We start from the raw sequence: 22409 nt of genomic DNA, 5'->3' as shown, positions 1-22409 counted from the left end.
GCGCTATTTCACCATCGCGCCATAGACGATGTCCTGCACCTGCTCGCGATAATATTTGCGCAAGTCCCCGGGCGCCGCCGTGCCGACCACGACGACGAGACGCTCCCTGGGATCGCAGAAGAACTGCGTGCCATAGGCGCCGTTCCAGCTGAACTCACCGGGATTGCCGGGCACCGCCGACAGGCCCTCGCTGACGCGCACGGCGACGCCGAGCCCGAAGCTGAAGCCGGCGCGATGCGGCTCCACATTGGCGACGGTGTTCTTGATCTCGGGCCCGAGATGGTTGGAGGTCATGTGGTGCACCGTCTTCGGACTCAGGATACGCGCGCCGTCGAGCTCGCCGCCATTGAGCAACATCTGGCCGAAGCGGACGTAGTCGCCGATGGTGGCGAACGAGCAGACGCCGCCGCAGTCCGACCTGGTCGGCGTGTCCAGCAGCTTGATCGCCTGCGGCTTGCCGGTCAGCGGATTGTTCGGAAACGGATGCGCCAGCCGCGGGCGCTGTGCGTCGGTCGGCGCGAACGTCGCATCGGCCATGCCGAGCGGCTTCCAGAGATTGGCCGACAGATATTCGCCGAGCCGCTGCTCGCTGACCTTCTCGATCACGGCGCCGAGCACGTCGATGGAGAAGCCGTATTCGAACTGCGTGCCGGGCTGATGCGCCAGCGGCAGCTTGGTGATGCGCTCGATGAACGCCTGGGTGTCGCCTTCGATCGCAGGCGCGGTGCCGTCGGGATAGAGCCGCGCCACCGCGCTCGAGCTGTCCGGCCGCCCGCCATACATCAGGCCCGAGGTGTGGCGGTAGAGATCATGGATCAGGATGGGGCGAGCCTGCGGCACCAGCAGCAGCGCTCCGTTCTCCTGGGTGACGCCGACCTTCATGTCGGCGAATGCCGGATAGTAGTCGGCGAGCCTGGCCTGCAGCGGCAGCCGCCCCTGCTCCATCAGCATCAGCCCGCCGACCGCAGTCATCGGCTTGGTCATCGAGGCCAGGGCGAAGATCGCGTCGAGCGGCATCGGCGTGCCCTTGACCGGATCGAGCTGGCCGTAGGCCTTGTAATGCACGAGCTTGCCGTCGCGCGCGATCGCCACGACCGCGCCGGGCACGCGCTTGGCGGCGATCTCGCGGGCGAAGAAATCATCCATTCGCGCGAGACCCGCCGGCGAGAAGCCGACCTCGTCGGGCTTGGCTTCCGGCAGCGGCGCGGCCGCGAGCTGCGTGATGATCATGGTGAAGGCTGTGGCTACGGCCGCCTTGAGCAGCGTCTTCATGGGCACTCCCTGATGCGCGGGCGATCCCGTTTGTCGCCACGGGATTCAATGGCTCCGCCTGGACAATGAGTAGAGGACACAGGGAGGAACGACAAGCGGTCGCAACACGATCGCATCGCGATGACGTGATCGGCTTCGCTGCCGCACAACGGCGTATCCGCGCGACCAATCGGAGGGGACGGGTGAGACCGCTGACACGCGAGATCACGCATGCTGAGGACAATCGGACTCATCCTTCACACGCTCTGGGCCATTTGTACGCTTGCGACCGGAGCCTTCGTCGGCGCAGCCGTCGGCTTTCACTATCATGGCTGGATCGGCGCCATTGTCCTCGGCGTCATCGGCCTGGGCGTCGGTAGCCTGGCGGCGGCCTACCCGCTGGAGACGATCGCGACGCTGTTGGAGGGTCTTTGACGCGAGGGCCATGTAGCCCGCATGAGCGAAGCGACGTCCGGGAAAGCGCGGGCACCGAGATGGTCTCGGATATCGCTGACCTTCATTGAGGCTACGGGCTGGGAACCGCCATGCCGGCCCCGTGTTGTTCGATGCAACGCGTTCGTCCAAACAGCCGCGCCATGACCGGACCCGAGCTCGCCAATCACTATCGCGGCTATATCGTGTGCCTGAATGCGCAGGCTTGGCCGCAGCTCGGCGATTTCGTGCACGAGCACGTCGTTCACAACGGCCGGCAGCTCGGACTCTCCGGCTATCGCGACATGCTGATCGGAAACTTCGCCGACATTCCCGATCTCCGTTTCAACATCGGCCTGCTGCTATCAGACCCGCCCCGCGTCGCGAGCCGGCTGTACTTCGACTGCACGCCATCCGGCGAATTTCTCGGGCTCGCCATCGACGGCCAGCGCGTCGCCTTCACCGAGAACGTGTTCTACGAATTCCGCGAGCGCAAGATCGTGGAGGTGTGGTCGGTCATCGACAAGGCCGCAATCGAGGCGCAGCTGTGAATGCGAACGCGTGGCGGCACCAGCCGCCCCAATGGGCTCAAGGCCGGGACGACACCTTGGATGAGGCGGCAGGTCAGACAATCGCTGATGGAGAGACCCACAACACGATGATACGTTGTCGCGAGGGCTTGAATCGTCTCACCCGATCGCCACACCACCGCCGATGGTGCGGTTCAGCACCTGTGTGGTGCGCTCGATGCGCTCGGCGGCGGCGTTCAGCGCCTTCGCCACCGCGACCTGCGTGGCACGGGCGCGGTCGCTGGCCTGGTTGCGGACGTTGCGCAGGCCTTCGAGCTCCTGCTCCAGCACCTGGACGCGCTGATTGGCATCGATCAGCTCATCGCACACGGTGAGCGCCGCCATCACGGTGAGCCGGGCGTCGCCGATCTCGCCGAACTTGCCGCGCAGATTGGTGATGCGCGTCTCGAGACTCTCCGCGAGCTTCAGCAGCCGCAGCTCCTGGCCCTCCTCGCAGGCCATGCGATATTGGCGGCCGTTGATGGTGACGTTGATGTGGCTCATTCCTCGTCCTCATCATCATGCGCGGCGTCCTGCCCGTCGCCGCCAGCGAGCACCGCGCGGATGGTGCCGATCGCGGTGTCCAGGCGCTCGGCGATCTCGCGGTTGGTGCGCTCGAGCCGGCGCGTCTTCATCAGGGAGCCGTCGAGCTCGTCGGCGAGACGCGAGCGGTCGGCGCCCAGCGCCTGGATGCGCGTCGCCAGCTCGTCCTCGTCACGATCCGCCTCGCGCCGCCGCTCGACCGCGCTCTCCAGCGCGTCGAGGGCCGTCATCAGTCGCCGCGTCGCCGCCTCGAGATCGGCGGCGCCGGGTTCCACCTGGCCGGTAAGATTGGCAGGGTGATCGTTCATGGCACGGATGCGAGGCCCTCGGAGCAAGCGGGAGGCGACAAAAGCGCTGTCCGGCAAGCGGTTACGGGCAAAATCTTACGTGGTGGGCGAGCCAAGCGCAACGCTCGGCCGAAACTATGCACTACTAAGCAACTTTTGGGAGGTTCCCGGCGTTGCAGAACCTTTGATTCCCGGAACCGAGGTGCTAATCAGCCCGCAAAATCCCGGCCCGCCAGCAATACCGGCGGCGCTCCTGTCATCAGCATTTCACGTTTGGACGGATTCCAGCATGACGCAGGTCGATCATTCCCGCATGGCCAACGCCATCCGCGGGCTCGCAATGGACGCCGTCGAGAAGGCCAAATCGGGCCATCCGGGCCTGCCGATGGGCGCGGCGGACGTCGCCACCGTGCTGTTCACCCGCGTGCTGAAATACGATGCCGCAGCGCCCGCCTGGCCGGATCGCGACCGCTTCGTGCTGTCGGCCGGCCACGGCTCGATGCTGCTCTATGCGCTGCTGTATCTGACCGGCAACGAGGAGATGACGCTCGACCAGATCAAGCGCTTCCGCCAGGTCGGTTCGCTCACCCCCGGCCATCCGGAGAATTTCCGCACCAAGGGCATCGAGACCACCACCGGCCCGCTCGGCCAGGGCATCTCCACCGCGGTCGGCATGGCGCTGGCCGAGAAGATGCTAGCTGCGGAATACGGCAAGAAGATCGTCGACCACCACACCTATGTGCTGGCCTCCGACGGCGACCTGATGGAGGGCATCTCCCAGGAAGCGATCGCGATGGCCGGGCACTGGAAGCTCAACAAGCTGATCGTGCTGTGGGACGATAACGGCATCTCGATCGACGGCCCGCTGTCGATCGCCGACTCGGTCGACCAGGTGAAGCGCTTCAAGGCGTGCGGCTGGGCCGCCGAGCTGATCGACGGCCATGATCCCGAGGCGATTGCGGGCGCGATCGCGCGGGCGCAGAAGTCGTCGAAGCCGTCGCTGATCGCCTGCAAGACCACCATCGGCTACGGCGCGCCGACCAAGGCCGGCACCTCCAAGGTGCATGGCGAGGCGCTCGGCGCGGAGGAATTGAAGGGCGCCAAGGAGAAGCTCGGCATTTCGCAGGAGCCGTTCTCCGTGCCCGACGACGTGCTCGCCGCCTGGCGTGAGGCCGGCCGCCGCGGCGCAACCGCACGGGCCGAGTGGGAGACCCGGCTCGGCGAGATGGGCCCGCGCAAGCGCGCCGAGTTCGAGCGCCGGCTGCGCCACGAGCGGCCCACCGCGCTGGCGAAGGCGCTGAAGGACCACAAGAAGGCGCTGCTGGAGACCCCGCTCAACGTCGCCACCCGCAAATCGTCGGAGGCCGCGATCGAGGTGATCGCAGCCGCGATGCCGTTCGAGTTCGTGGCCGGCTCCGCCGACCTCACCGGCTCCAACAACAACAAGGCGAAGTCGGCCGTCTCGTTCTCGGCCAAGACGCCGAAGGGACGCTTCATCCATTACGGCATCCGTGAGCACGGCATGGCCGCCTGCATGAACGGCATCTTCCTGCATGGCGGCTTCGCGCCGAACGGCGCCACCTTCCTGGTGTTCTCGGACTACGCGCGCGGTGCTATCAGGCTGTCGGCGCTGATGGGCGCGGGCGTCGTCTATGTGCTGACGCATGATTCGATCGGCCTCGGCGAGGACGGCCCGACGCACCAGCCGGTCGAGCATCTGGCCGCGCTGCGCGCGATCCCCAACATGCGCGTATTCCGGCCGTGCGACGCGGTCGAGACCGCCGAATGCTGGGAGCTGGCGCTGAACCGCACCCACGGCCCGACGGTGCTGGCGCTGACGCGGCAGAACCTGCCGCAGCTGCGCACCTCCGCGCCGGCGGACAACCCCTGCAGCCGCGGCGGCTACGAGCTCGTCGCCGCGCAGGGCGAGGCCAAGGTCTCGCTGTTCGCGACCGGCTCCGAGGTCGAGATCGCCGTTGCGGCGCAGAAGCAGCTCGCCGAGCGTGGCATCCCAGCCCGCGTCGTCTCGGTACCCTCGCTGGAGCTGCTGCTCGAGCAGCCGGCCGAGGCCAGGGCCAAGATCATCGGCAACGCTCCGGTCAAGATCGCCATCGAGGCCGCGGTGCGCTGGGGCTGGGATGCGGTGATCGGCCAGGACGGCATCTTCATCGGCATGCATTCGTTCGGCGAGAGCGGCCCGGCCAAGGAGCTCTACAAGCATTTCGGCATCACCGCCGAGGCGGCTGTTGCGGCGGCCGTACAGCGGCTGGCGTAAAGCCCGCTCGCTCCTCCGCGGCGGTTCACCAAATCAGGAGCGCCGCGCGAACATGATTCGCGACGGTTGAGCGAGCGCAAAAAAAGGACTACGAAAGGGCCATATCGTCCGCTCGCGCCCGGCAGAACCGGGCGTCAACAGGTCCAAACCCTCGTAGAGCCCTTGCCAGGGGCCGGCTACGAGGGACGAGAAACGTCATTGAAGGAGACGAAAATGGCAGTCCGGGTCGGGATCAACGGGTTTGGCCGCATCGGCCGCAACGTTCTGCGCGCCATCGCGGAATCGGGTCGCAAGGACATCGTGGTGGTCGGCATCAACGATCTCGGCCCGGTCGAGACCAACGCCCACCTGCTGCGCTTCGACAGCGTGCACGGCCGCTTCCCCCATACCGTGACCGTCGACGGCGACACGATCGATATCGGCAACGGCAAGATCAAGGTCACCGCCGAGCGTGATCCGTCGAAGCTGCCCTGGAAGGACCTCGGCGTCGACATCGCGCTGGAATGCACCGGCATCTTCACCTCCAAGGACAAGGCCTCCGCGCATCTGACCGCCGGCGCCAAGCGCGTGCTGGTCTCGGCCCCGGCCGACGGCGCCGACGCCACCATCGTCTACGGCGTCAATCACACGACGCTGACCAAGGATCACCTCGTCGTCTCCAACGGCTCCTGCACCACCAACTGTCTGGCGCCGATCGCCAAGGTGCTGAACGACACCGTCGGCATCGAGACCGGCTTCATGACCACGATCCACGCCTACACCGGCGACCAGCCGACACTCGACACCATGCACAAGGATCTCTATCGCGGCCGCGCGGCGGCGATGTCGATGATCCCGACCTCGACCGGCGCGGCCAAGGCGATCGGCCTGGTGCTGCCCGAGCTGAAGGGCAAGCTCGACGGCGTCGCGATCCGCGTGCCGACGCCGAACGTCTCGGTGGTGGATCTCAAGATCGTCGCCAAGCGCAACACCGACCCGAAGGAGATCAACGAGGCGATGAAGCGCGCCGCCGAGCAGGAGCTCAAGGGCGTGCTCGGCTACACCACCGCGCCGAACGTCTCGATCGACTTCAACCACGATCCGCACTCCTCGACGTTCCACATGGACCAGACCAAGGTCATGAACGGCAACCTCGTGCGCGTGATGTCCTGGTACGACAACGAGTGGGGCTTCTCCAACCGCATGGCCGACACCGCCGTCGCGATGGGCAAGCTGCTCTAACTCTCGCCCAGTCATTCCGGGCGCCTCGCAGAGAGGCCCCCGGAATCTCGAGATTCCGGGTGCGGTCCTGCGGACCGCCCCGGAACGACGGCTGAGGAAGCGCGATGACCCTTCCCAACTGGCTTGGAATCCCCGGCGCGCTGCTGCTGATCGGCTTGATTGCCTATGGTTTCCGCCAAGGCATGCGAGTGACGACGAAGCAGGAAGGCGATCCGCCGGAAAACACCAACGGCTACAATCAGCCCTGATAGTCCCTCGTTCAACGGTGGCTTCAATGAAACAATTCCGCACCCTCGACGACGTCGACGTCAAAGGCAAACGCGTGCTGCTGCGCGTCGACCTGAACGTGCCCATGGAGAATGGCCACGTCAGCGATGCGACGCGCCTGGAGCGCGTCGCGCCGACCATCAATGAGATCGCGACCAAGGGCGGCAAGGTCATCCTGCTCGCGCATTTCGGCCGGCCGAAGGGGCGCGATGCCAAGGACTCGCTGAAGCCGGTCGCCACTGCGCTCTCGCAGGTGATCAAGCGTCCTGTCGCCTTTGCCGACGATTGCATCGGCGAGCCGGCGGCGACCGCCATCGCCGCGATGAAGGACGGCGACGTGCTGTGCCTGGAGAACACGCGCTTCCACAAGGAGGAAGAGAAGAACGATCCGGCGTTCGTCGCCGAGCTCGCCAAGCTCGGTGACATCTGGGTCAACGACGCCTTCTCCGCCGCGCACCGCGCCCACGCCTCGACCGAAGGCCTCGGCCACAAGCTGCCGGCCTATGCCGGCCGCACCATGCAGGCCGAGCTCGACGCGCTCGACAAGGCGCTGGGCCGGCCGGCCAAGCCGGTCATCGCGATCGTCGGCGGCGCCAAGGTCTCGACCAAGATCGACCTGTTGGAAAACCTCGTCACCAAGGTCGATGCGCTGGTGATCGGCGGCGGCATGGCCAACACCTTCCTGCATGCACAGGGCGTGCAGATCGGCAAGTCGCTGGCTGAGAAGGATCTCGCCGCCACCGCGCTCAGGATCATGGAGAAGGCCGAGGCCTCGAACTGCGCCATCATCCTGCCGGTGGATGCCACCGTTTCGTATCACTTCGCGGCCAACTCGCCGTCCTTCGCCTATGGCCTCGACGCCATCCCGCCGGACAGCATGATCCTCGACGTCGGCCCGCAATCGACCGCCCGCATCCATGCCGCGATCGACGACGCCGCGACGCTGGTGTGGAACGGTCCCCTCGGCGCCTTCGAGCTGACGCCGTTCGACCGCGGCACGATGGTCGCCGCCAAGCACGCGGCCGAGCGTACCAAGGCCAAGAAGCTGGTCTCGGTGGCCGGCGGTGGCGATACCGTCGCCGCGCTCAACCAGGCCGGAGTTGCCTCGGACTTCACCTATGTCTCGACCGCCGGCGGCGCTTTCCTGGAGTGGATGGAAGGCAAGCCGCTGCCGGGCGTCGAGGTGCTGAAGGCCTGATCTTTCCACGCTTGTCGGCCATGGATGTTTCTGTTATGTTCCATTCATGGCCGAGAGCCCCACAGACGCCGTCCACTCGATCCTGATCAAGATCCAGGAGAGCATTGCTGCGTTCCGATCGGAGTTTGGACAGTTCAGACAATCGACCGAGACGCGGCTCGATAGCTTGGAAACCTTGATCCGCAAGCAACGTCGCGATGCGGCCGGCATGCTGGTCATGATGCGCGCGGCCGCCAGTGACTTCGATGAGCGGGTCAGTGCGGTCGAGGAGCGCATCGCGGCTCTCGAAGCCAGGAAGAGCTGAGCCAGCTCTTACGTGTCCGTTGCGACGGATTTGGCTGCTAACCTGTGAATGGCAGCTGACAGCCCGGTCTGGTCGCCTGCGTCGCCCGCAACCCTTGGAATCTCCCGACCACCGCGTTATGCACGGTGCAGCAGTTTCGACACGTGCGTCAGCCGCCGCACCGTCCAATTCTTAATCAGGGAGTTCCAGCCATGGCTCGTATCACGTTGCGTCAATTGCTCGACCACGCGGCGGAAAATGACTACGGCGTCCCGGCCTTCAACATCAACAACATGGAGCAGGCGCTGGCGATCATGGAGGCGGCCAATGCGGTCGACGCGCCCGTCATCATCCAGGCCTCGCGCGGCGCCCGCTCCTATGCCAACGACGTCATGCTCAAGCACATGATGGACGCGGTCACCGAGATCTATCCGCACATTCCGGTCTGCGTGCATCTCGACCATGGCAACGGCCCGGACACCTGCATGACCGCGATCCAGGCCGGCTTCACCTCGGTGATGATGGACGGCTCGCTGAAGGCCGACGGCAAGACCCCGGCTGACTGGGACTACAATGTCGGCGTCACCAAGACGGTCGCCACCATGGCGCATCTCGGCGGCATCTCGGTCGAGGGCGAGCTCGGCGTGCTCGGCTCGCTCGAGACCGGCATGGGCGACAAGGAGGACGGCCACGGCGCCGAGGGCAAGCTGTCGCACGACCAGTTGCTGACCAATCCGGACGAGGCCGTGAAGTTCGTGCGTGAGACGCAGGTCGACGCGCTCGCGATCGCGATGGGAACGTCGCACGGCGCCTACAAGTTCACGCGCAAGCCGGACGGCGACATCCTCGCCATGAACGTGATCGAGGAGATCCACCGCAAGCTGCCGAACACGCATCTGGTGATGCACGGCTCGTCCTCGGTGCCGCAGGATCTGCAGGAGATCATCAACACCTATGGCGGCAAGATGAAGCCGACCTGGGGCGTGCCGGTCAGCGAGATCCAGCGCGGCATCAAGAACGGCGTCCGCAAGATCAACATCGACACCGACAACCGCATGGCGATGACCGGCCAGATCCGCAAGGTGCTGTCGGAGCACCCGGAGGAATTCGATCCGCGCAAGTACCTGAAGCCGGCGATGGAGGCGATGGCCAAGCTGTGCAAGCAGCGCCTGCAGGAGTTCAACACCGCCGGCCAGGCCTCGAAGATCAAGCGCGTGCTGACGACGGCCGAGATGGCCAAGCGCTACGCCAACGGCGAGCTCGCCCCGAAGGTCGCGTGAGCGTTCGTCGTGTAGTTCGACCTTCGCCCTGAACTCGGTGTGCTCCCCTACCCCTTGCGGGTAGGGCTATCGCATCTGGCGCTTTACGTCTTGCGCCCGCCTTTTTCCACTTCGTCATGGCCGGGCTTGTCCCGGCCATGACGGAGTAACTCGTTGGCAGCAGTTCGTGCCGCGATTGCCGAATTTCGTCAAATGCGATCGCCCTGCCCGTGCGGGGAGGGGAGCCGACTGCCGCTGAGTTGACAAGGTTGCCCCATCAGCAACCTCCCCTTCACCTCTCCGAGAGTCCGCCTCACCTACGGCCAATGTTTGCTCGGCAACCGCCCGAGAACCGTCTATTTTGATGGGCAGGGCAGGTGCGTCTGGAGCCAAGCATGAACCTCTCCGCACTGAACACCACGGCCCTTGCCATGGTCGCGCCGGGCAAGGGCATTCTCGCCGCCGATGAATCCACCGGGACGATCAAGAAGCGCTTCGATGCCATCAAGGTCGAATCGACCGAACAGAATCGCCGCGACTATCGCGAGATGCTGTTCCGCAGCGCAGGCATGTCGTTCATCTCCGGCGTCATTCTCTATGACGAAACCATCCGGCAGAACGCCGCCGACGGCACCCCGCTGGTGAAGCTGATCGAAGCGGCCGGCGCCATTCCCGGCATCAAGGTCGACGAGGGAACGCAACCGCTGCCCGGCTGCCCCGGCGAGCGGGTCACGGCCGGGCTCGACAGGCTTGCGGATCGGCTGGCGACGTACTACGCGCTGGGTGCGCGCTTCGCCAAATGGCGGGCCGTGATCGATATCGACAAGGACAATATCCCTTCGATGACAGCGATCCATGTCAACGCGCATGCGCTCGGCCGCTATGCCGCCCTGTGCCAGGCCGCGAACATCGTGCCGATCGTCGAACCGGAGGTGCTGATGGACGGCGATCATGACATCGCTCGCTGCTTCGACGTCACGCGCCGCGTCCTGAACGAGGTGTTTCGTGAATTGCGCATCCAGCGCGTCGCGTTGGAAGGCATGATCCTGAAGCCCAACATGGCGGTCCCGGGCAAGCAATCGCCGGACCAGGCCGGGGTGCAGGAGGTCGCCGAAAGGACCGTCCAACTGCTGAAGGAATGCGTGCCTGCGGCGGTGCCCGGCATCGCCTTCCTGTCCGGCGGACAATCCGACGAGAGCGCGACCGCGCATCTCGACGCGATGAACCGGCTCGGTCCGCTGCCCTGGAGGCTGACCTTCTCCTATGGCCGTGCGTTGCAGGCCGCGCCGCAACAGGCATGGGCCGGCAAGGCGGCGAACGTCGCTACCGGCCAGCGGGCCTTCACCCACCGCGCTCGCATGAACGCGCTTGCCAGCCGCGGCCAGTGGACCGCCGCGCTCGAGAAAGAGGCCGCCTAGTGTCCGGCAAGACGACATCCGCGCGGCCCGCGCCGCGCCTGTATCTGGCAACGCCGGTCGTGACCGACGCGGCGGCGCTGGCCGCCGGCCTGCCGGCGATCCTCGCCAGCGCCGATGTGGCAGCGGTGCTGGTGCGGCTGAAGGAGAGCGATCCGCGCAGCATGATCACGACGGTCAAGACGCTGGCGCCGGCGATCCAGGGCGCCGGTGCGGCGCTGCTGATCGACGGCCATCCCGACATCGTGGCCCGCGCCGGCGCCGATGGCGCGCATCTGACCGGCGTCGCCGCGCTGGAAGAGGCGCTGCCCGGCCTGAAGCCGGACCGCATCGCCGGCTGCGGCGGCCTGTCGACACGGCATGATTCGATGCGTGCCGGCGAGCTTGGCGCCGACTATGTGCTGTTCGGCGAGCGCGACGCGCAGGGCCGGCGGCCCTCGCCGGATGCCGTCAACGAGCGCCTGGCCTGGTGGGCCGAGCTGTTCGAGCCGCCCTGCGTCGGCTATGCGATCTCGCTCAAGGAGGCCGCGGACTTCGTCGCCGCGGGAGCCGATTTCGTGCTGGTCGACGACCTCGTCTGGAACGACGCCCGCGGTCCGGCCGCCGCTCTTGACGAGATCAGCGCCGCGATCCGGAGCGCGCATACGGCCGTTCCGGCCGACGCGCCGGGACAGAGCTGAACGGCCGCCGATGACGATCCTGCGCCTGACATGTGTTGTTGCTGCGCTCGCCATGGCGACGACGGGCGCGGCCGCGCAGATCTCGTTGACGCCGCCTGCTCAGCAGCCGCCGACGGAAAAGCCCAAGCCGGTCGAAAGGCCGGCGGAGAGGCCCAAGCCGCCGGCACCGTCCGCTGCGAAGAAGCCAGCCCCTGCCCCGTCGGCCAAGCCGGCCGCCCCGGCGCCGGCCGCGACGCCACAGCCCGCCGCCAATGATCCCAATGTCGACGTGGTCTACGGCGCCTATCAGCGCGGCCAGTACAAGACCGCGTTCGATCTGGCGTCGCCGCGCGCCCAGGCCGGCGACCCCAAGGCCATGGCGATGCTCGGCCAGCTCTACGAAAACGCCATGGGCATCCGCCGCGACTACGACAAGGCGGCGATCTGGTACAAACGCGCCGCCGAGGCCGGCGACCGCGAAGCGATGTTCGCGCTGGCGATGATGCGGCTGGCCGGGCGCGGCGGCCCTGTCGACAAGCTCGAGGCGGTCAAGCTGCTGGCCTCCGCCGCCAAGCTCGGCGAGCCCAAGGCGGCCTACAATCTCGCGCTGCTCTATCTCGACGGCCAGACCTTTCCGCAGGACCTCAGACGCTCGGCCGAGCTGCTGCGCCTTGCTGCGGATGCCGGCAACGCCGAGGCGCAATACGCGCTGGCGACCTTCTACAAGGAAGGAACCGGCGTGCCGAAAGACCTCGAGAAGGCCGCCCAATTGCTGAAGGCGGCCGCGATCGCCGACAATATCGACGCCGAGGTCGAATACGCGATCGCGCTGTTCAACGGCACCGGCGTGCCGAAGGACCAGCCCGCGGCAATCGCGCTGCTGCGCAGGGCCGCGCGGCAGAACAGCCCGGTCGCCCAGAACCGACTGGCATGGGTGCTGCTGTATGGAATCGCCACCCAGATGGACAAGGTCGAGGCCTACAAATGGCACCTGGTGGCCAAGACAGCCGGCAAGGGCGATCCCAAGCTCGACGAGAAATTCGCCGACATGCCCCCCGAAGACCGCGCCAAGGGCGAACAGGCCGCCAAGCGCTGGCTGGGCACCATCAAGTGATCGGCCGCTGATCCGGCCTTGACGCGGCGGCCCCGGCAGGGCACCCACAGCCAGCCATTTCACCCGCCTTCGTCCGCTTCCGGGGAAGGCGCGCACCGCGAGGTGCGGTCAGCCCAGCGCATCGAGCTCATGATCCATTCCGCCCTCATCAATGTCATGGTCAAGGCCGCGCGCCGCGCCGGCCGCAACCTCAAGCGCGATCTCGGCGAGATCGAGCACCTGCAGGTGTCGCTGAAGGGCCCGGCGAACTTCGTCTCCCGCGCCGACAAGAAAGCCGAGGAGATGCTGTACGAGGACCTCTCGAAGGCCCGGCCCGGCTACGGCTTTCTCGGCGAGGAAGGCGGCAAGCGGGAAGGCAGCGACAAGTCGCACACCTGGATCGTCGATCCGCTCGACGGCACCACCAACTTCCTGCACGGCATCCCGCAATTCGCGATCTCGATCGCGCTCCAGCGCGAGGACACCGTGATCGCCGGCGTGATCTACAATCCCGCCAATGACGAGCTCTACATCGCCGAGCGCGGCAAGGGCGCGTTCCTCAACGACCAGCGGCTGCGCGTCGCCGCACGGCGCCAGCTCCATGAATGCGTCATCGCCTGCGGCCTGCCGCATATCGGCCGCGGCGACCACCAGCTGTTCCTGCGCGAGATGACCTCGCTGCAGGTCAAGGTCGCAGGGCTCCGCCGCTTCGGCGCCGCCTCGCTCGACCTCGCCTTCGTCGCCGCCGGTCGCTTCGACGCCTATTGGGAACGCGACCTGCAGCCCTGGGACATCGCGGCCGGCCTGATCATGGTGCGCGAGGCCGGCGGCACCGTGTCGGGCATCGACGGCAAGGAGGACGCGCTGGCGACCGGGCACGTCGTGTGCGGCAACGAGGTCATTCACCGCGAGCTCGTGAAGGTGCTGAAGGCGGCGGCGTAGCTTTGCTTCTGCGCGGCCACGCCGTTCGCACCGCTCGCTTCACATACGGTGTCGTCCCGGCCTTGAGCCGGGACCCATAACCACCGGCTGTTCTGATGGAGCGAGATGGGGCGACCTGCGCGCCTCAAACATCTCCCTGGGGGTATGGGTCCCGGATCCGCGCGCGCATACGCGCGCTTCTCCGGGACGACGCCGAGGATGGAGTTGGCGGCCGAGCTCTACCGCCGGAAAGCTATCTACAGGCTGAACGCTATCGCCGCCCGCTGGTGAACGCCTGTGGCGTCGCGCCGGGCAATGCCGGGGAATTGATGTCGCTGTCGATGCGATCGGACGACTGGCCGGCATAGCTGAAGCCGAGCGACAGGCTGACATTGGATGTCGGCTTGAACTCGACGCCGCCATTGATCGCGTAGGCCGGCGCAGACGTCGAGCGTCCGTCGAATGTTGCGAACGGGCCGCCCAGGCCGGGATTGTATTTCAGCGTGTCGAAGCCGCCGTAGAGGCTGACGCCGCTCTTGAACGTGTAGCCGTATTGCGCGCCCTCGGTGGTATACGAGCCGAGCGCCCCATAGCGATTGACGATGTTCGGGCTCAGGCCGACTCCCGAAAGCGCCGCCCAATTGTTCGTCACGCTGTAGCGCCGCGAGAAGAAGCCGCTGTCGCTGCCGTTCGTCGTGAAGCTCGGAAAGTTGCCGTAGGAGTCGAGGCTGCCGGCATCGCTGAAGCCGACCGGCCAGCCCGGCAGCCAGTATTTCACGGGGCCCGACTGGGCGTGAGCCGCGTGGCTGACAAAGGAGAAACCAGCAAGCGCGATTGCGAAGACAGATTTGCGAGAGACCATCGACATGCCGTGACCGTTTACATGCTGTGGGAGCATACACGCGGAGAGTGGCGAACTCCAGCCGGCGTCGGTGGAGTTCCGTTCTCCCGGCACGAGCGGTGTGCTCCCCTCCCCCTTGCGGAGAGGGAAGCGGAGCGCCTGTGAGGCAAGACCGCGGCACAATCCTCCGAAAAGGCCTATTCAACCTCACTCACGGCTTCACCGGCGCCGGCGGCCCATAAGCCTCAAGCTCCGCCACCGGCTCCGTCTTCTCCCGATCCCCCGCGAGCACGCGCTGGACCGAGACGAAGAACACGGGGACCATCAACAGCGCCAGGATCACCACCGCGATCATGCCGCCCATCACGTTGGTGCCGAGCGCCTGCTGGCTGGCACCGCCGGCGCCCGTCGCCATCGACATCGGCAGCACGCCGCAGACGAAGGCGAGACCGGTCATGATGATCGGGCGGAAGCGCAAGGAGCAGGCCTCGATCGTCGCCGCGACCAGCGGCTTGCCGTGGGCGCGCAGATCCTTGGCGAACTCGATGATCAGGATCGCGTCCTTGGCGGCGAGACCGATGATGGTGATCAGCGCCACCGTGAAGTACACGTCGTTGGACAGGCCGCGCAGATTGGCGGCGACGACGGCGCCGAGGATGCCGAGCGGCACGGTCAAGAGCACCGCGAGCGGGATCGTCCAGCTCTCGTAGAGCGCAGCGAGACACAGGAACACGACCAGCGCCGAGAGACCGAGCAGCAGCGGCGCCTGCGAACCCGACAGCTTCTCCTGCAACGACTGTCCGGTCCATTCATAGCCGAAGCCACGCGGCAGCTTGGCGGCGAGCCGCTCCATTTCCTTGAGCGCATCGCCCGAGGTGTAGCCCGGCTTGGCCTCGCCGGAGATGCGGATCGCCGGATAGTAGTTGAAGCCGGCGATCTGGCTCGGTCCCTTGGCCCATTGGATGGTCGCGAACGACGAGAACGGCACCAGCTGCCCCTTGGCGTTCTTGACGCTGTAGTTGAGGATGTCGTCCACGTTCATGCGGCTGATGCGGTCGGCCTGCACCACGACGCGTTGCATGCGGCCGCGGTTCGGGAAGTCGTTCACGTAAGTAGAGCCGAGATTGGTCGAGATCGTGTTGTTGATGTCCTCGAAGGTGACGCCGAAGGCGCCGGCCTTCTCGCGGTCGATCATCAGATTGACCTGGGGTCCCGGCGGCAGACCCTCGACATAGACCTTCTGCAGCACCGGGCTCGCATTGGCTTCCGCGATCAGCTGGTCGGCGGCAGCGGTCAGCGCAGCATAGCCCTTCTGGCCGCGGTCCTGCAGGCGGAAGCTGAAGCCCGAGGAGTTGCCGAGATTGTCGATCGGCGGCGGCTGCAGCGCCGTGATCTTGGCGTCGCGCAAGCCGGCGAGATCGCGATTGATGTCGGCGACCAGCGCCGCGGCGCTGTCACGCTTGCCGCGCTCCGACCAGTCCTTCAGCGAAATGAAGGCCTGGGCGGTGTTGACGCCCTGGCCGGCATAGCTGAAGCCGGTCAGGAAGGTGACGTCCTCGATCCCTTCGCGCTTGGCGAGATACCTCTCGACGGCCTCCACCGCGGCCTGCGTCCGCGCGTAGGACGAGTCCGCCGGCGTCTGGACGTCGGTGGTGATGAAGCCCTGGTCGTCGACCGGCAGGAAGCCGCCGGGCAACTGGATGAAGGCGAAGGTCAGCCCGACCAGGAAGATCGCATAGATCAGCACCAGCCGTCCGGTGCGCTTCAGCGCGCCGCCGACCACGCCGGTGTAGCGGTTGCGGCTGTTGTCCATGAAGCGGTTGAACCAGCCGAACACGCCCTTCTTCGCGTGGCCGTGGCCGGCCGTGACCGGCTTCAGCAGCGTCGCGCACAACGCCGGGGTCAGCGACAGCGCCAGCAGCGCCGAGAAGCCGATCGCCGCCACCATGGTGACCGAGAACTGCCGGTAGATGATGCCGACCGAGCCGGGGAAGAACGCCATCGGCACGAACACCGCCATCAGCACCAGCGTGATGCCGATGATGGCGCCGGTGATCTGGCCCATCGCCTTGCGCGTCGCCTCCTTCGGCGACAGCCCCTCCTCGGTCATGATGCGCTCGACGTTCTCGACCACGACGATGGCGTCGTCGACGAGGATGCCGACCGCGAGCACCATGCCGAACATCGTCAGCATGTTGATGGAGTAGCCGACCAGCATCAGCGTCGCGCAGGTGCCGAGCAGCGCCACGGGGACGACGATGGTCGGGATGATGGTATAGCGGATGTTCTGCAGGAACAGGAACATCACCACGAACACCAGCACCACGGCTTCGACCAGGGTCATCAGCACCCGCTTGATCGACGCCTTCACCACCGGCGTGATGTCGTAGGGAATCTCATAGCTGATGTTGGAGGGGAAGAAGCGCGACAGCTCCTTCATCTTGGCCTCGACCGCGCTCGCGGTCGCCAGCGCATTGCCGGTCGGCGACAGCAGCACCGAGAGACCCGCGGTCGGCTTGCCGTTGAGGCGGGTGTTGAACTGATAGCTGAGGCCGCCGATTTCGACGCGCGCGACATCGCGCAGCCGCACCGTCGAGCCGTCGGGATTGGCGCGCAGGATGATCGATCCGAACTCGTCGGGCGAATCGAGCTGGCCCTTGACCAGCACCAGAGCCGAGGTGCGCTGCGAGGTCGTCGCGGGCTCGGCGCCGATGCTGCCCGAGGCGACCTGCGCGTTCTGCGCGCCGATCGCCTTGGTGACGTCGTCGGCAGTGAGGCCGTAGCCGATCAGCTTGGCGGGATCGAGCCAGACGCGCAGCGAGCGCTCGGTCGAATACAGCGTGGCGCGGCCGACGCCGGGAATGCGCCTGACTTCGCCGAGCACGTTGCGGATCATGAAGTCGCCGAGGCCGACCTCGTCGAGGCTGCCGTCGGTCGACTGCAGCGTGATGATCTGCAGCACCGCGGCGGAGGCTTCCTCGACCAGGATGCCCTGCTGGATGACGGCGCGCGGCAGCCGCGCCTCGACACGCTTGAGGCGGTTCTGCACCTCGACCGAGGCGTCATTGGTCGACGTGCCCGGCACGAAGTTCGCCGTGATCTCGACCTGGCCGAGCGAATCGCTGGTGGATTCGAAGTTGAGAATGCCGGAGGCGCCGTTGAGCTCCTCCTCGATCAGCCGCGTCACGCTGTTGTAGAGATTCTCCGGCGACGCGCCGGGGTAGCTGGTCGAGATCGAGATCGAGGGCGGCGCGATGATCGGATATTGCGCCACCGCCAGCAGCGGAATCGCGATCGCGCCGATCAGGCAGATGAACAGCGCGACCACCCAGGCGAAGATCGGCCTGTCGATGAAGAAGCTCGGCATGGCGACTTACCGCGTCGCCGACTTCGATTCGAGCTGCGTCGCGGCGCTGACCTCGGTCCAGACCTGCGGCGCGACCCTGTCGCCGGCGGCGAACTTCTGGAAGCCGTCCACCACGACCTTGTCGCCGGCGCGCAGACCGTCGGTGATCAGCACCAGGCCATCCTGGGTCGGGCCGGTGCGCACCGGCCTGGCGATCGCGCGGTTGTCGTCGCGGATGACGTAGACCTCGGACCCGCCGGCCGCGTTGCGCTGCACCGCCTGCTGCGGCACGCCGACGGAGTCGCTGTCGATGCCCTGCTCGATGCGGACGCGGACATACATGCCCGGCAGGAGCTCGCGCTTCGGATTGGCGAACTCGCCGCGCAAGGTGACCTGACCGGTGGCGGCATCGACCTTGGCGTCGGAGAACAGGAGCTTGCCCGGAATCGAATACGGCGTGCCGTCGTCGAGCACGAGACGGACCTTGATCGCGTCGGGCGCGATCTGGTCGAGGTCGCCGGACTCGAACGCCCGGCGCAGGCGGTTGAGCTCGCTCACCGACTGGGTGAAGTCGGCATAGATCGGATCGAGCTGCTGGATCGTGACCAGCGAGGTCTCGTTCTGGACCGCGATGGCGCCCTCGCTGACCTGGGCCGCGCCGACGATGCCGTCGATCGGCGCGCGCACGGTCGCATAGTCGAGATTGAGCTGGGCACGCGCAAGATCGGCCTTGCGGGCCTCGATGTCGGCCGCTGCCTCGCGCTCGGTCGAGATCGCCTTCTCGTTCTCGACCGCCGGGGCTGCGCGCTCCTTGAACAGCAGGCTGATGCGGTGGGCCTGCTGCACCGCGCGCTCATGCACCGCCTCGGCCTTGGCCAGCGCCGCCCGGCTCGACAGGATCTCCACCTCGAACGGCTTCGGATCGATGCGATAGAGCGGATCGCCCGCCTTGACCTCGCTGCCCTGGCGGAACAGCCGCTCGACGATGATGCCCGAGACGCGCGGACGGACGTCGGAGACGCGGGTCGGCGCGATGCGGCCGGGCAGCTCGCGCACGATCGCTCGCGCCTTCTGCTCGACGGTCACGATGCCGACGTCCGGAATGACGATCTGCTCATTGGCGGAGGCCTGAGCCTGGATGGGGTCGTTACAGCCGGCCAGCAGCGGCGCGGCGGCCGCGAGCATCAATGCACTGCTGACCAGCGACGCGCGAAAACGTGACATGCGTGGAGGAGCCCCCTCGATGATGATGATGAAACCCAGTCGACCGGATGGCCCAGTCATGGCGCCATTCTGGCGCTCGCCTTGCTGCAACATAGAAAAGAGCTGCTGCGACGCAACGCGAAACCCAGGCGGCTTGATGTCACACGAACTACATAACTGATAGATCAAGCTTTTTCGGGACTCACCTAATTGTGAGTGCTTTGTGGCAGCAGGTTCCCAGCAGGTTCCGCAGAGCGAAACGCGAATCCCCCTCCAGCACTGCGGCATCCCGCCGCAGCGAACAAATTAGTTCGCCGGCCGCAGGCGGTAGTGGCTGACGCCCCATTCACGGCCTTCGTCGTGCCCGAACAGACCCGCGGTGGCGAGGAAGAACCAGCGCCAGCGGCGCATCCACAGCGCCGTGTCGTCGCCATAGACCGGCTGCAGCACCTGCAGGATGCGGTTGTAATCGGCATCGAAATTGGCGAGCCAGTCCCGTGCCGTGTGCTGATAATGCGTGCCGCTCCAGCGCCATTCCTTCTCGACCGCGAACAGATCCGCGTACTGCCGGATCAGGCCGTGGCTCGGCATGATGCCGCCGGTGAAGAAGTGCTGCGCGATCCAGTCCTCGCGATCGTTGCGGTCGAACAGGTAGGATCCGGTGCGGTGGGTGAAGATGTGCATGAACAGGCGGCCGTCCGGCGCGAGCCATGATCTGACCCGCGACAGCAGCTCGCGCCAGTTCATCATGTGCTCGAACATCTCGACCGAGACGATGCGATCAAAGCGCGCGTCGGGAGCGAACCCGTTCATGTCGGCGGTGACGACCCGCAGGTTGAGCAGGCCGCGCGCGGCCGCCATCTCCTCGATCGCGCGGCGCTGCGAGTGCGAGTTGGAGACCGCCGTGATCTTCGCACGCGGGAACTGCCGGGCCATGAACAGCGACAGCGAGCCCCAGCCGCAGCCGAGCTCCAGAATGGTCTGGCCATCCTGGAGATCGGCATTGGCGACGGTCTGGCGCAGCGCCTCCTCCTCCGCCTCCCGCAGGGTCGAGACCGGCTCCTTGTAGAAGCAGCAGGAGTATTTGCGGTTCGGCCCGAGCACGCGGGCGAAGAACGCCGCCGGCACCTCATAGTGCTGGCTGTTCGCCGCGTCGGTATGCTCGGCGATCGGCCGCGTCGTCAGCAGGCGGGCGAACTCTGGGTCACCCATCGCATCGGCCCCGCCGAGCCGCGCCGCCGTGCGCGCGCACAATTCGGAGATCGCGGAGCGGATGACGGCATCGGGCAGCGGCACGCGCTCGGCGGCGCCGATGATGGTCGAGATGAAGCTCATGCGGTGGCTCCGTTACTTCGTAAAAGGATTTGGCGGCAGGGGAAAGAACGCGCTGGTGCGCGCCTGATAGGCCCGGTAGCGATCGCCGCGCGAGCGCAGCATCTGCTGTTCCAGCGGCGGGATGCCGGTGACGTGGACCAGGATCCAGTACATGAACAATGGCGCGAGCAGGCTGGCGAGGCCCCACGGATGGTCGAACGACAGCGCGATGACCGGATAGGACAGCCAGCACACCCACTCGAAGAAATAGTTGGGATGGCGCGACCAGCGCCACAGGCCGACGTCGCACACCTTGCCCTTGTTGGCAGGATCGGCGCGGAACGCCTTGAGCTGAGCGTCGGCGACGCCCTCGCCGGCGATGCCTGCGAACAGCACGAGGATGCCGAGATAGTCCTGCAGCCGAAGCTCGGCGGCCGGCGCATGGGCGGCGACGAACATCGCGAACACCAGCGGGATCGAGCCCCAGGCCTGCTGCTGCAGGAACAGGAACATCTTTCGCGGTGCGGCCGCACCCCATTGCCGGGCAAACTCCGCGTAGCGCGGATCGTCGGAGATGCCGCGGCTGCGCGCTGCGACATGGCCGCCGAGCCGCAGCGACCAGACCGCCACCAGCACCGCGACCAGCCACTGCCGCGCGTTGGGGGCGGCGCCGCCGGCGGGCCAGATCGCGCCGGCGGCGCCGACCAGCCCGACGGAAAATGTCCAGATCGTGTCGACCCAGCCGGAGTTGCCGGTGCGCTGCTGCACGACCCAGGCGAGCCCCATCAGCACCGACATCGCCACGGCCATCGCCAGCAGCGCCTGCAGATATTCAACGACGGTCATGACAAAGCCAGGGCGTTCCCGTTAGATATGAGCCACGGGACTAACTACGCCGCGGATGCCCGCCGGTTTCAGCCATAGTTCCGCGCAGGGACGGGATTGCGCTGATCGCGGCTTTTTTCCCGCTGCTGCTGTGCCATAGTGGATTTCAGGGACCGGTCCCCGCAACGGATGTCATCGACAATGCCTCAAGGCTCCCCTTCCCGCTCCGCGATGGATCTCGAACCGACCAAGCTGTCCACGCCCCGGATCTTCCTGGTGCGGATGCTGGTCTTCCTGGTGCTGTGCGCCCTGGTCGGTGTCGTGCTGTACAAGCAGATCATCCTGGCGTTCTTCGCCAATCCCGGCCTGAACGCGCTGATCGGGGCGGTACTGTTGATCGGCGTCATCCTGGCGTTCCGCCAGGTGGTCCGGCTCTATCCGGAAGTGTCCTGGGTCAACAATTTCCGCATCGCCGATCCCGGCCTGGCGGTGCCTCGCCACCCGGTCCTGCTGGCGCCGATGGCCGCGATCCTCGGCCGCGAGCGCTCGGGGCGAATGTCGATCTCGCAGCAGACCATGCGCCACCTGCTCGACTCGATCGCCACCCGGCTCGACGAGGCCCGCGACATCTCGCGCTACATGACCGGCCTCCTGGTGTTCCTGGGCCTGCTCGGCACGTTCTGGGGCCTGATCGAAACGGTCGGCTCGGTCGGCAAGGTGATCGAGGGGCTCAAGGTCGGTGGCGACGCCGGCGCGCTGTTCGATACGCTGAAGGGCGGCCTTGCCGCGCCGCTGGGCGGCATGGGCATCTCGTTCTCGTCCTCGCTGTTCGGCCTCGCCGGCTCGCTGATCCTCGGTTTCCTCGACCTGCAATCGAGCCAGGCGCAGAACCGCTTCTATACCGATCTGGAGGACTGGCTCGCTGGCACCGTGCGGGAATATGGCGGCAGCGGCGACACCGGTGCCGACCTCTCGGTTGCCATCGAGCGGCTGCGCACCGCGATGGAGGACGGCTCCAACCGCGGCGCCACCGCGGCGATGGCCAACCTCGCCGAGGCGATCCAGGGCCTGGTCGGGCACATGCGCACCGAGCAGCAGATGATCCGCGAATGGGCCGATGGCCAGGGCGAGCAGAACCGCGAGATCAAGCGGCTGCTGGAGCGGCTGGCGCGGCAGACCGAGAAGAGTTGAGCTGCTCGACCGGCCG

Annotated in this window: 21 protein-coding genes; 13 read left to right on the top strand and 8 right to left on the bottom strand. The window is 66.5% G+C overall.

The annotated features are described in order from the left end of the window. Positions 1-3: 3 nt before the first annotated feature. Entirely contained in the window at positions 4-1272 is a 1269-nt protein-coding gene (locus QX048_RS01870) for a serine hydrolase domain-containing protein (protein ID WP_315752614.1), read from the bottom strand. A 210-nt stretch (positions 1273-1482) separates the two neighbouring features. On the opposite strand from QX048_RS01870, the gene QX048_RS01865 reads away from it, so the two are divergent. Both QX048_RS01865 and QX048_RS01860 read left to right on the top strand, forming a co-directional pair. After that, a complete protein-coding gene (locus tag QX048_RS01865) occupies positions 1483-1686 on the top strand; it encodes a hypothetical protein (protein WP_315713915.1) in 204 nt (67 codons plus the stop codon). A 161-nt stretch (positions 1687-1847) separates the two neighbouring features. Further along, entirely contained in the window at positions 1848-2234 is a 387-nt protein-coding gene (locus tag QX048_RS01860) for an ester cyclase (RefSeq protein WP_315713914.1), read from the top strand. A gap of 138 nt (positions 2235-2372) precedes the next feature. On the opposite strand, the gene QX048_RS01855 is transcribed toward QX048_RS01860, so the two are convergent. Both QX048_RS01855 and QX048_RS01850 read right to left on the bottom strand, forming a co-directional pair. Then, on the bottom strand, positions 2373-2756 hold the full coding sequence (locus tag QX048_RS01855; protein WP_284423241.1) for a cell division protein ZapA: 384 nt from the start codon (positions 2754-2756) through the stop codon (positions 2373-2375). Then, a complete protein-coding gene (locus tag QX048_RS01850; RefSeq protein ID WP_315713913.1) occupies positions 2753-3103 on the bottom strand; it encodes a DUF4164 domain-containing protein in 351 nt (116 codons plus the stop codon). The genes QX048_RS01855 and QX048_RS01850 overlap by 4 nt, the downstream gene beginning before the upstream one ends. 268 nt (positions 3104-3371) lie before the next feature. Here QX048_RS01850 and tkt point away from each other — a divergent pair, with 268 nt between their 5' ends. The 10 genes from tkt (at position 3372) to QX048_RS01800 (ending at position 13694) form a co-directional block, all read left to right on the top strand. Next, positions 3372-5357, top strand: a complete 1986-nt coding sequence (tkt, locus tag QX048_RS01845; RefSeq protein WP_315826030.1) for a transketolase — start codon at positions 3372-3374, stop codon at positions 5355-5357. A gap of 213 nt (positions 5358-5570) precedes the next feature. Continuing rightward, a complete protein-coding gene (gap, locus tag QX048_RS01840) occupies positions 5571-6578 on the top strand; it encodes a type I glyceraldehyde-3-phosphate dehydrogenase (protein ID WP_315826029.1) in 1008 nt (335 codons plus the stop codon). Positions 6579-6682: 104 nt separating this feature from the next. Continuing rightward, positions 6683-6826 (top strand): hypothetical protein, encoded by a 144-nt coding sequence (locus QX048_RS01835; RefSeq protein ID WP_315713910.1) that lies wholly within the window; start codon positions 6683-6685, stop codon positions 6824-6826. Positions 6827-6852: 26 nt separating this feature from the next. After that, positions 6853-8043, top strand: a complete 1191-nt coding sequence (locus QX048_RS01830) for a phosphoglycerate kinase (protein WP_315826028.1) — start codon at positions 6853-6855, stop codon at positions 8041-8043. 46 nt (positions 8044-8089) lie between these two features. After that, positions 8090-8347 (top strand): hypothetical protein, encoded by a 258-nt coding sequence (locus tag QX048_RS01825; RefSeq protein WP_315826027.1) that lies wholly within the window; start codon positions 8090-8092, stop codon positions 8345-8347. Between the two features lie 191 nt (positions 8348-8538). Further along, positions 8539-9606, top strand: a complete 1068-nt coding sequence (gene fba / locus QX048_RS01820; RefSeq protein WP_315826026.1) for a class II fructose-bisphosphate aldolase — start codon at positions 8539-8541, stop codon at positions 9604-9606. 374 nt (positions 9607-9980) lie between these two features. Then, positions 9981-11003 carry a class I fructose-bisphosphate aldolase gene (locus QX048_RS01815; RefSeq protein ID WP_315826025.1) on the top strand — a complete coding sequence of 341 codons (1023 nt, stop codon included), beginning with the start codon at positions 9981-9983 and terminating at the stop codon, positions 11001-11003. Then, entirely contained in the window at positions 11003-11680 is a 678-nt protein-coding gene (locus QX048_RS01810) for a thiamine phosphate synthase (RefSeq protein WP_315826024.1), read from the top strand. The genes QX048_RS01815 and QX048_RS01810 overlap by 1 nt, the downstream gene beginning before the upstream one ends. A 10-nt stretch (positions 11681-11690) precedes the next feature. Further along, on the top strand, positions 11691-12773 hold the full coding sequence (locus tag QX048_RS01805; RefSeq protein WP_315826023.1) for a tetratricopeptide repeat protein: 1083 nt from the start codon (positions 11691-11693) through the stop codon (positions 12771-12773). Between the two features lie 129 nt (positions 12774-12902). Then, a complete protein-coding gene (locus QX048_RS01800) occupies positions 12903-13694 on the top strand; it encodes an inositol monophosphatase family protein (RefSeq protein WP_315713903.1) in 792 nt (263 codons plus the stop codon). A gap of 250 nt (positions 13695-13944) precedes the next feature. On the opposite strand, the gene QX048_RS01795 is transcribed toward QX048_RS01800, so the two are convergent. The 5 genes from QX048_RS01795 to QX048_RS01775 all read right to left on the bottom strand — a co-directional run bounded on the left by QX048_RS01795 (position 13945) and on the right by QX048_RS01775 (position 21223). Next, complete coding sequence (locus tag QX048_RS01795; protein ID WP_315826022.1) at positions 13945-14541, bottom strand: hypothetical protein; 597 nt, start codon at positions 14539-14541, stop codon at positions 13945-13947. Positions 14542-14725: 184 nt separating this feature from the next. After that, positions 14726-17881, bottom strand: coding sequence for a multidrug efflux RND transporter permease subunit (locus tag QX048_RS01790; protein WP_315826021.1), 3156 nt, complete (start codon positions 17879-17881; stop codon positions 14726-14728). Between the two features lie 6 nt (positions 17882-17887). After that, positions 17888-19084 (bottom strand): efflux RND transporter periplasmic adaptor subunit, encoded by a 1197-nt coding sequence (locus tag QX048_RS01785; RefSeq protein ID WP_315713900.1) that lies wholly within the window; start codon positions 19082-19084, stop codon positions 17888-17890. Positions 19085-19369: 285 nt separating this feature from the next. Beyond that, positions 19370-20398, bottom strand: a complete 1029-nt coding sequence (locus QX048_RS01780) for a cyclopropane-fatty-acyl-phospholipid synthase family protein (RefSeq protein WP_315826020.1) — start codon at positions 20396-20398, stop codon at positions 19370-19372. Between the two features lie 12 nt (positions 20399-20410). Next, positions 20411-21223, bottom strand: coding sequence for a DUF1295 domain-containing protein (locus QX048_RS01775; protein WP_315826019.1), 813 nt, complete (start codon positions 21221-21223; stop codon positions 20411-20413). Positions 21224-21403: 180 nt separating this feature from the next. On the opposite strand from QX048_RS01775, the gene QX048_RS01770 reads away from it, so the two are divergent. Beyond that, positions 21404-22393: a flagellar motor protein MotA gene (locus QX048_RS01770; RefSeq protein ID WP_315826018.1), complete on the top strand. Its 990-nt coding sequence runs from the start codon at positions 21404-21406 to the stop codon at positions 22391-22393. The last annotated feature ends 16 nt before the right edge of the window (positions 22394-22409 follow it).

The organism is Bradyrhizobium sp. SZCCHNS30572 (assembly GCF_032484415.1).
Taxonomy (GTDB): domain Bacteria; phylum Pseudomonadota; class Alphaproteobacteria; order Rhizobiales; family Xanthobacteraceae; genus Bradyrhizobium.
This window is presented reverse-complemented; position numbering and strand designations above follow the sequence as displayed.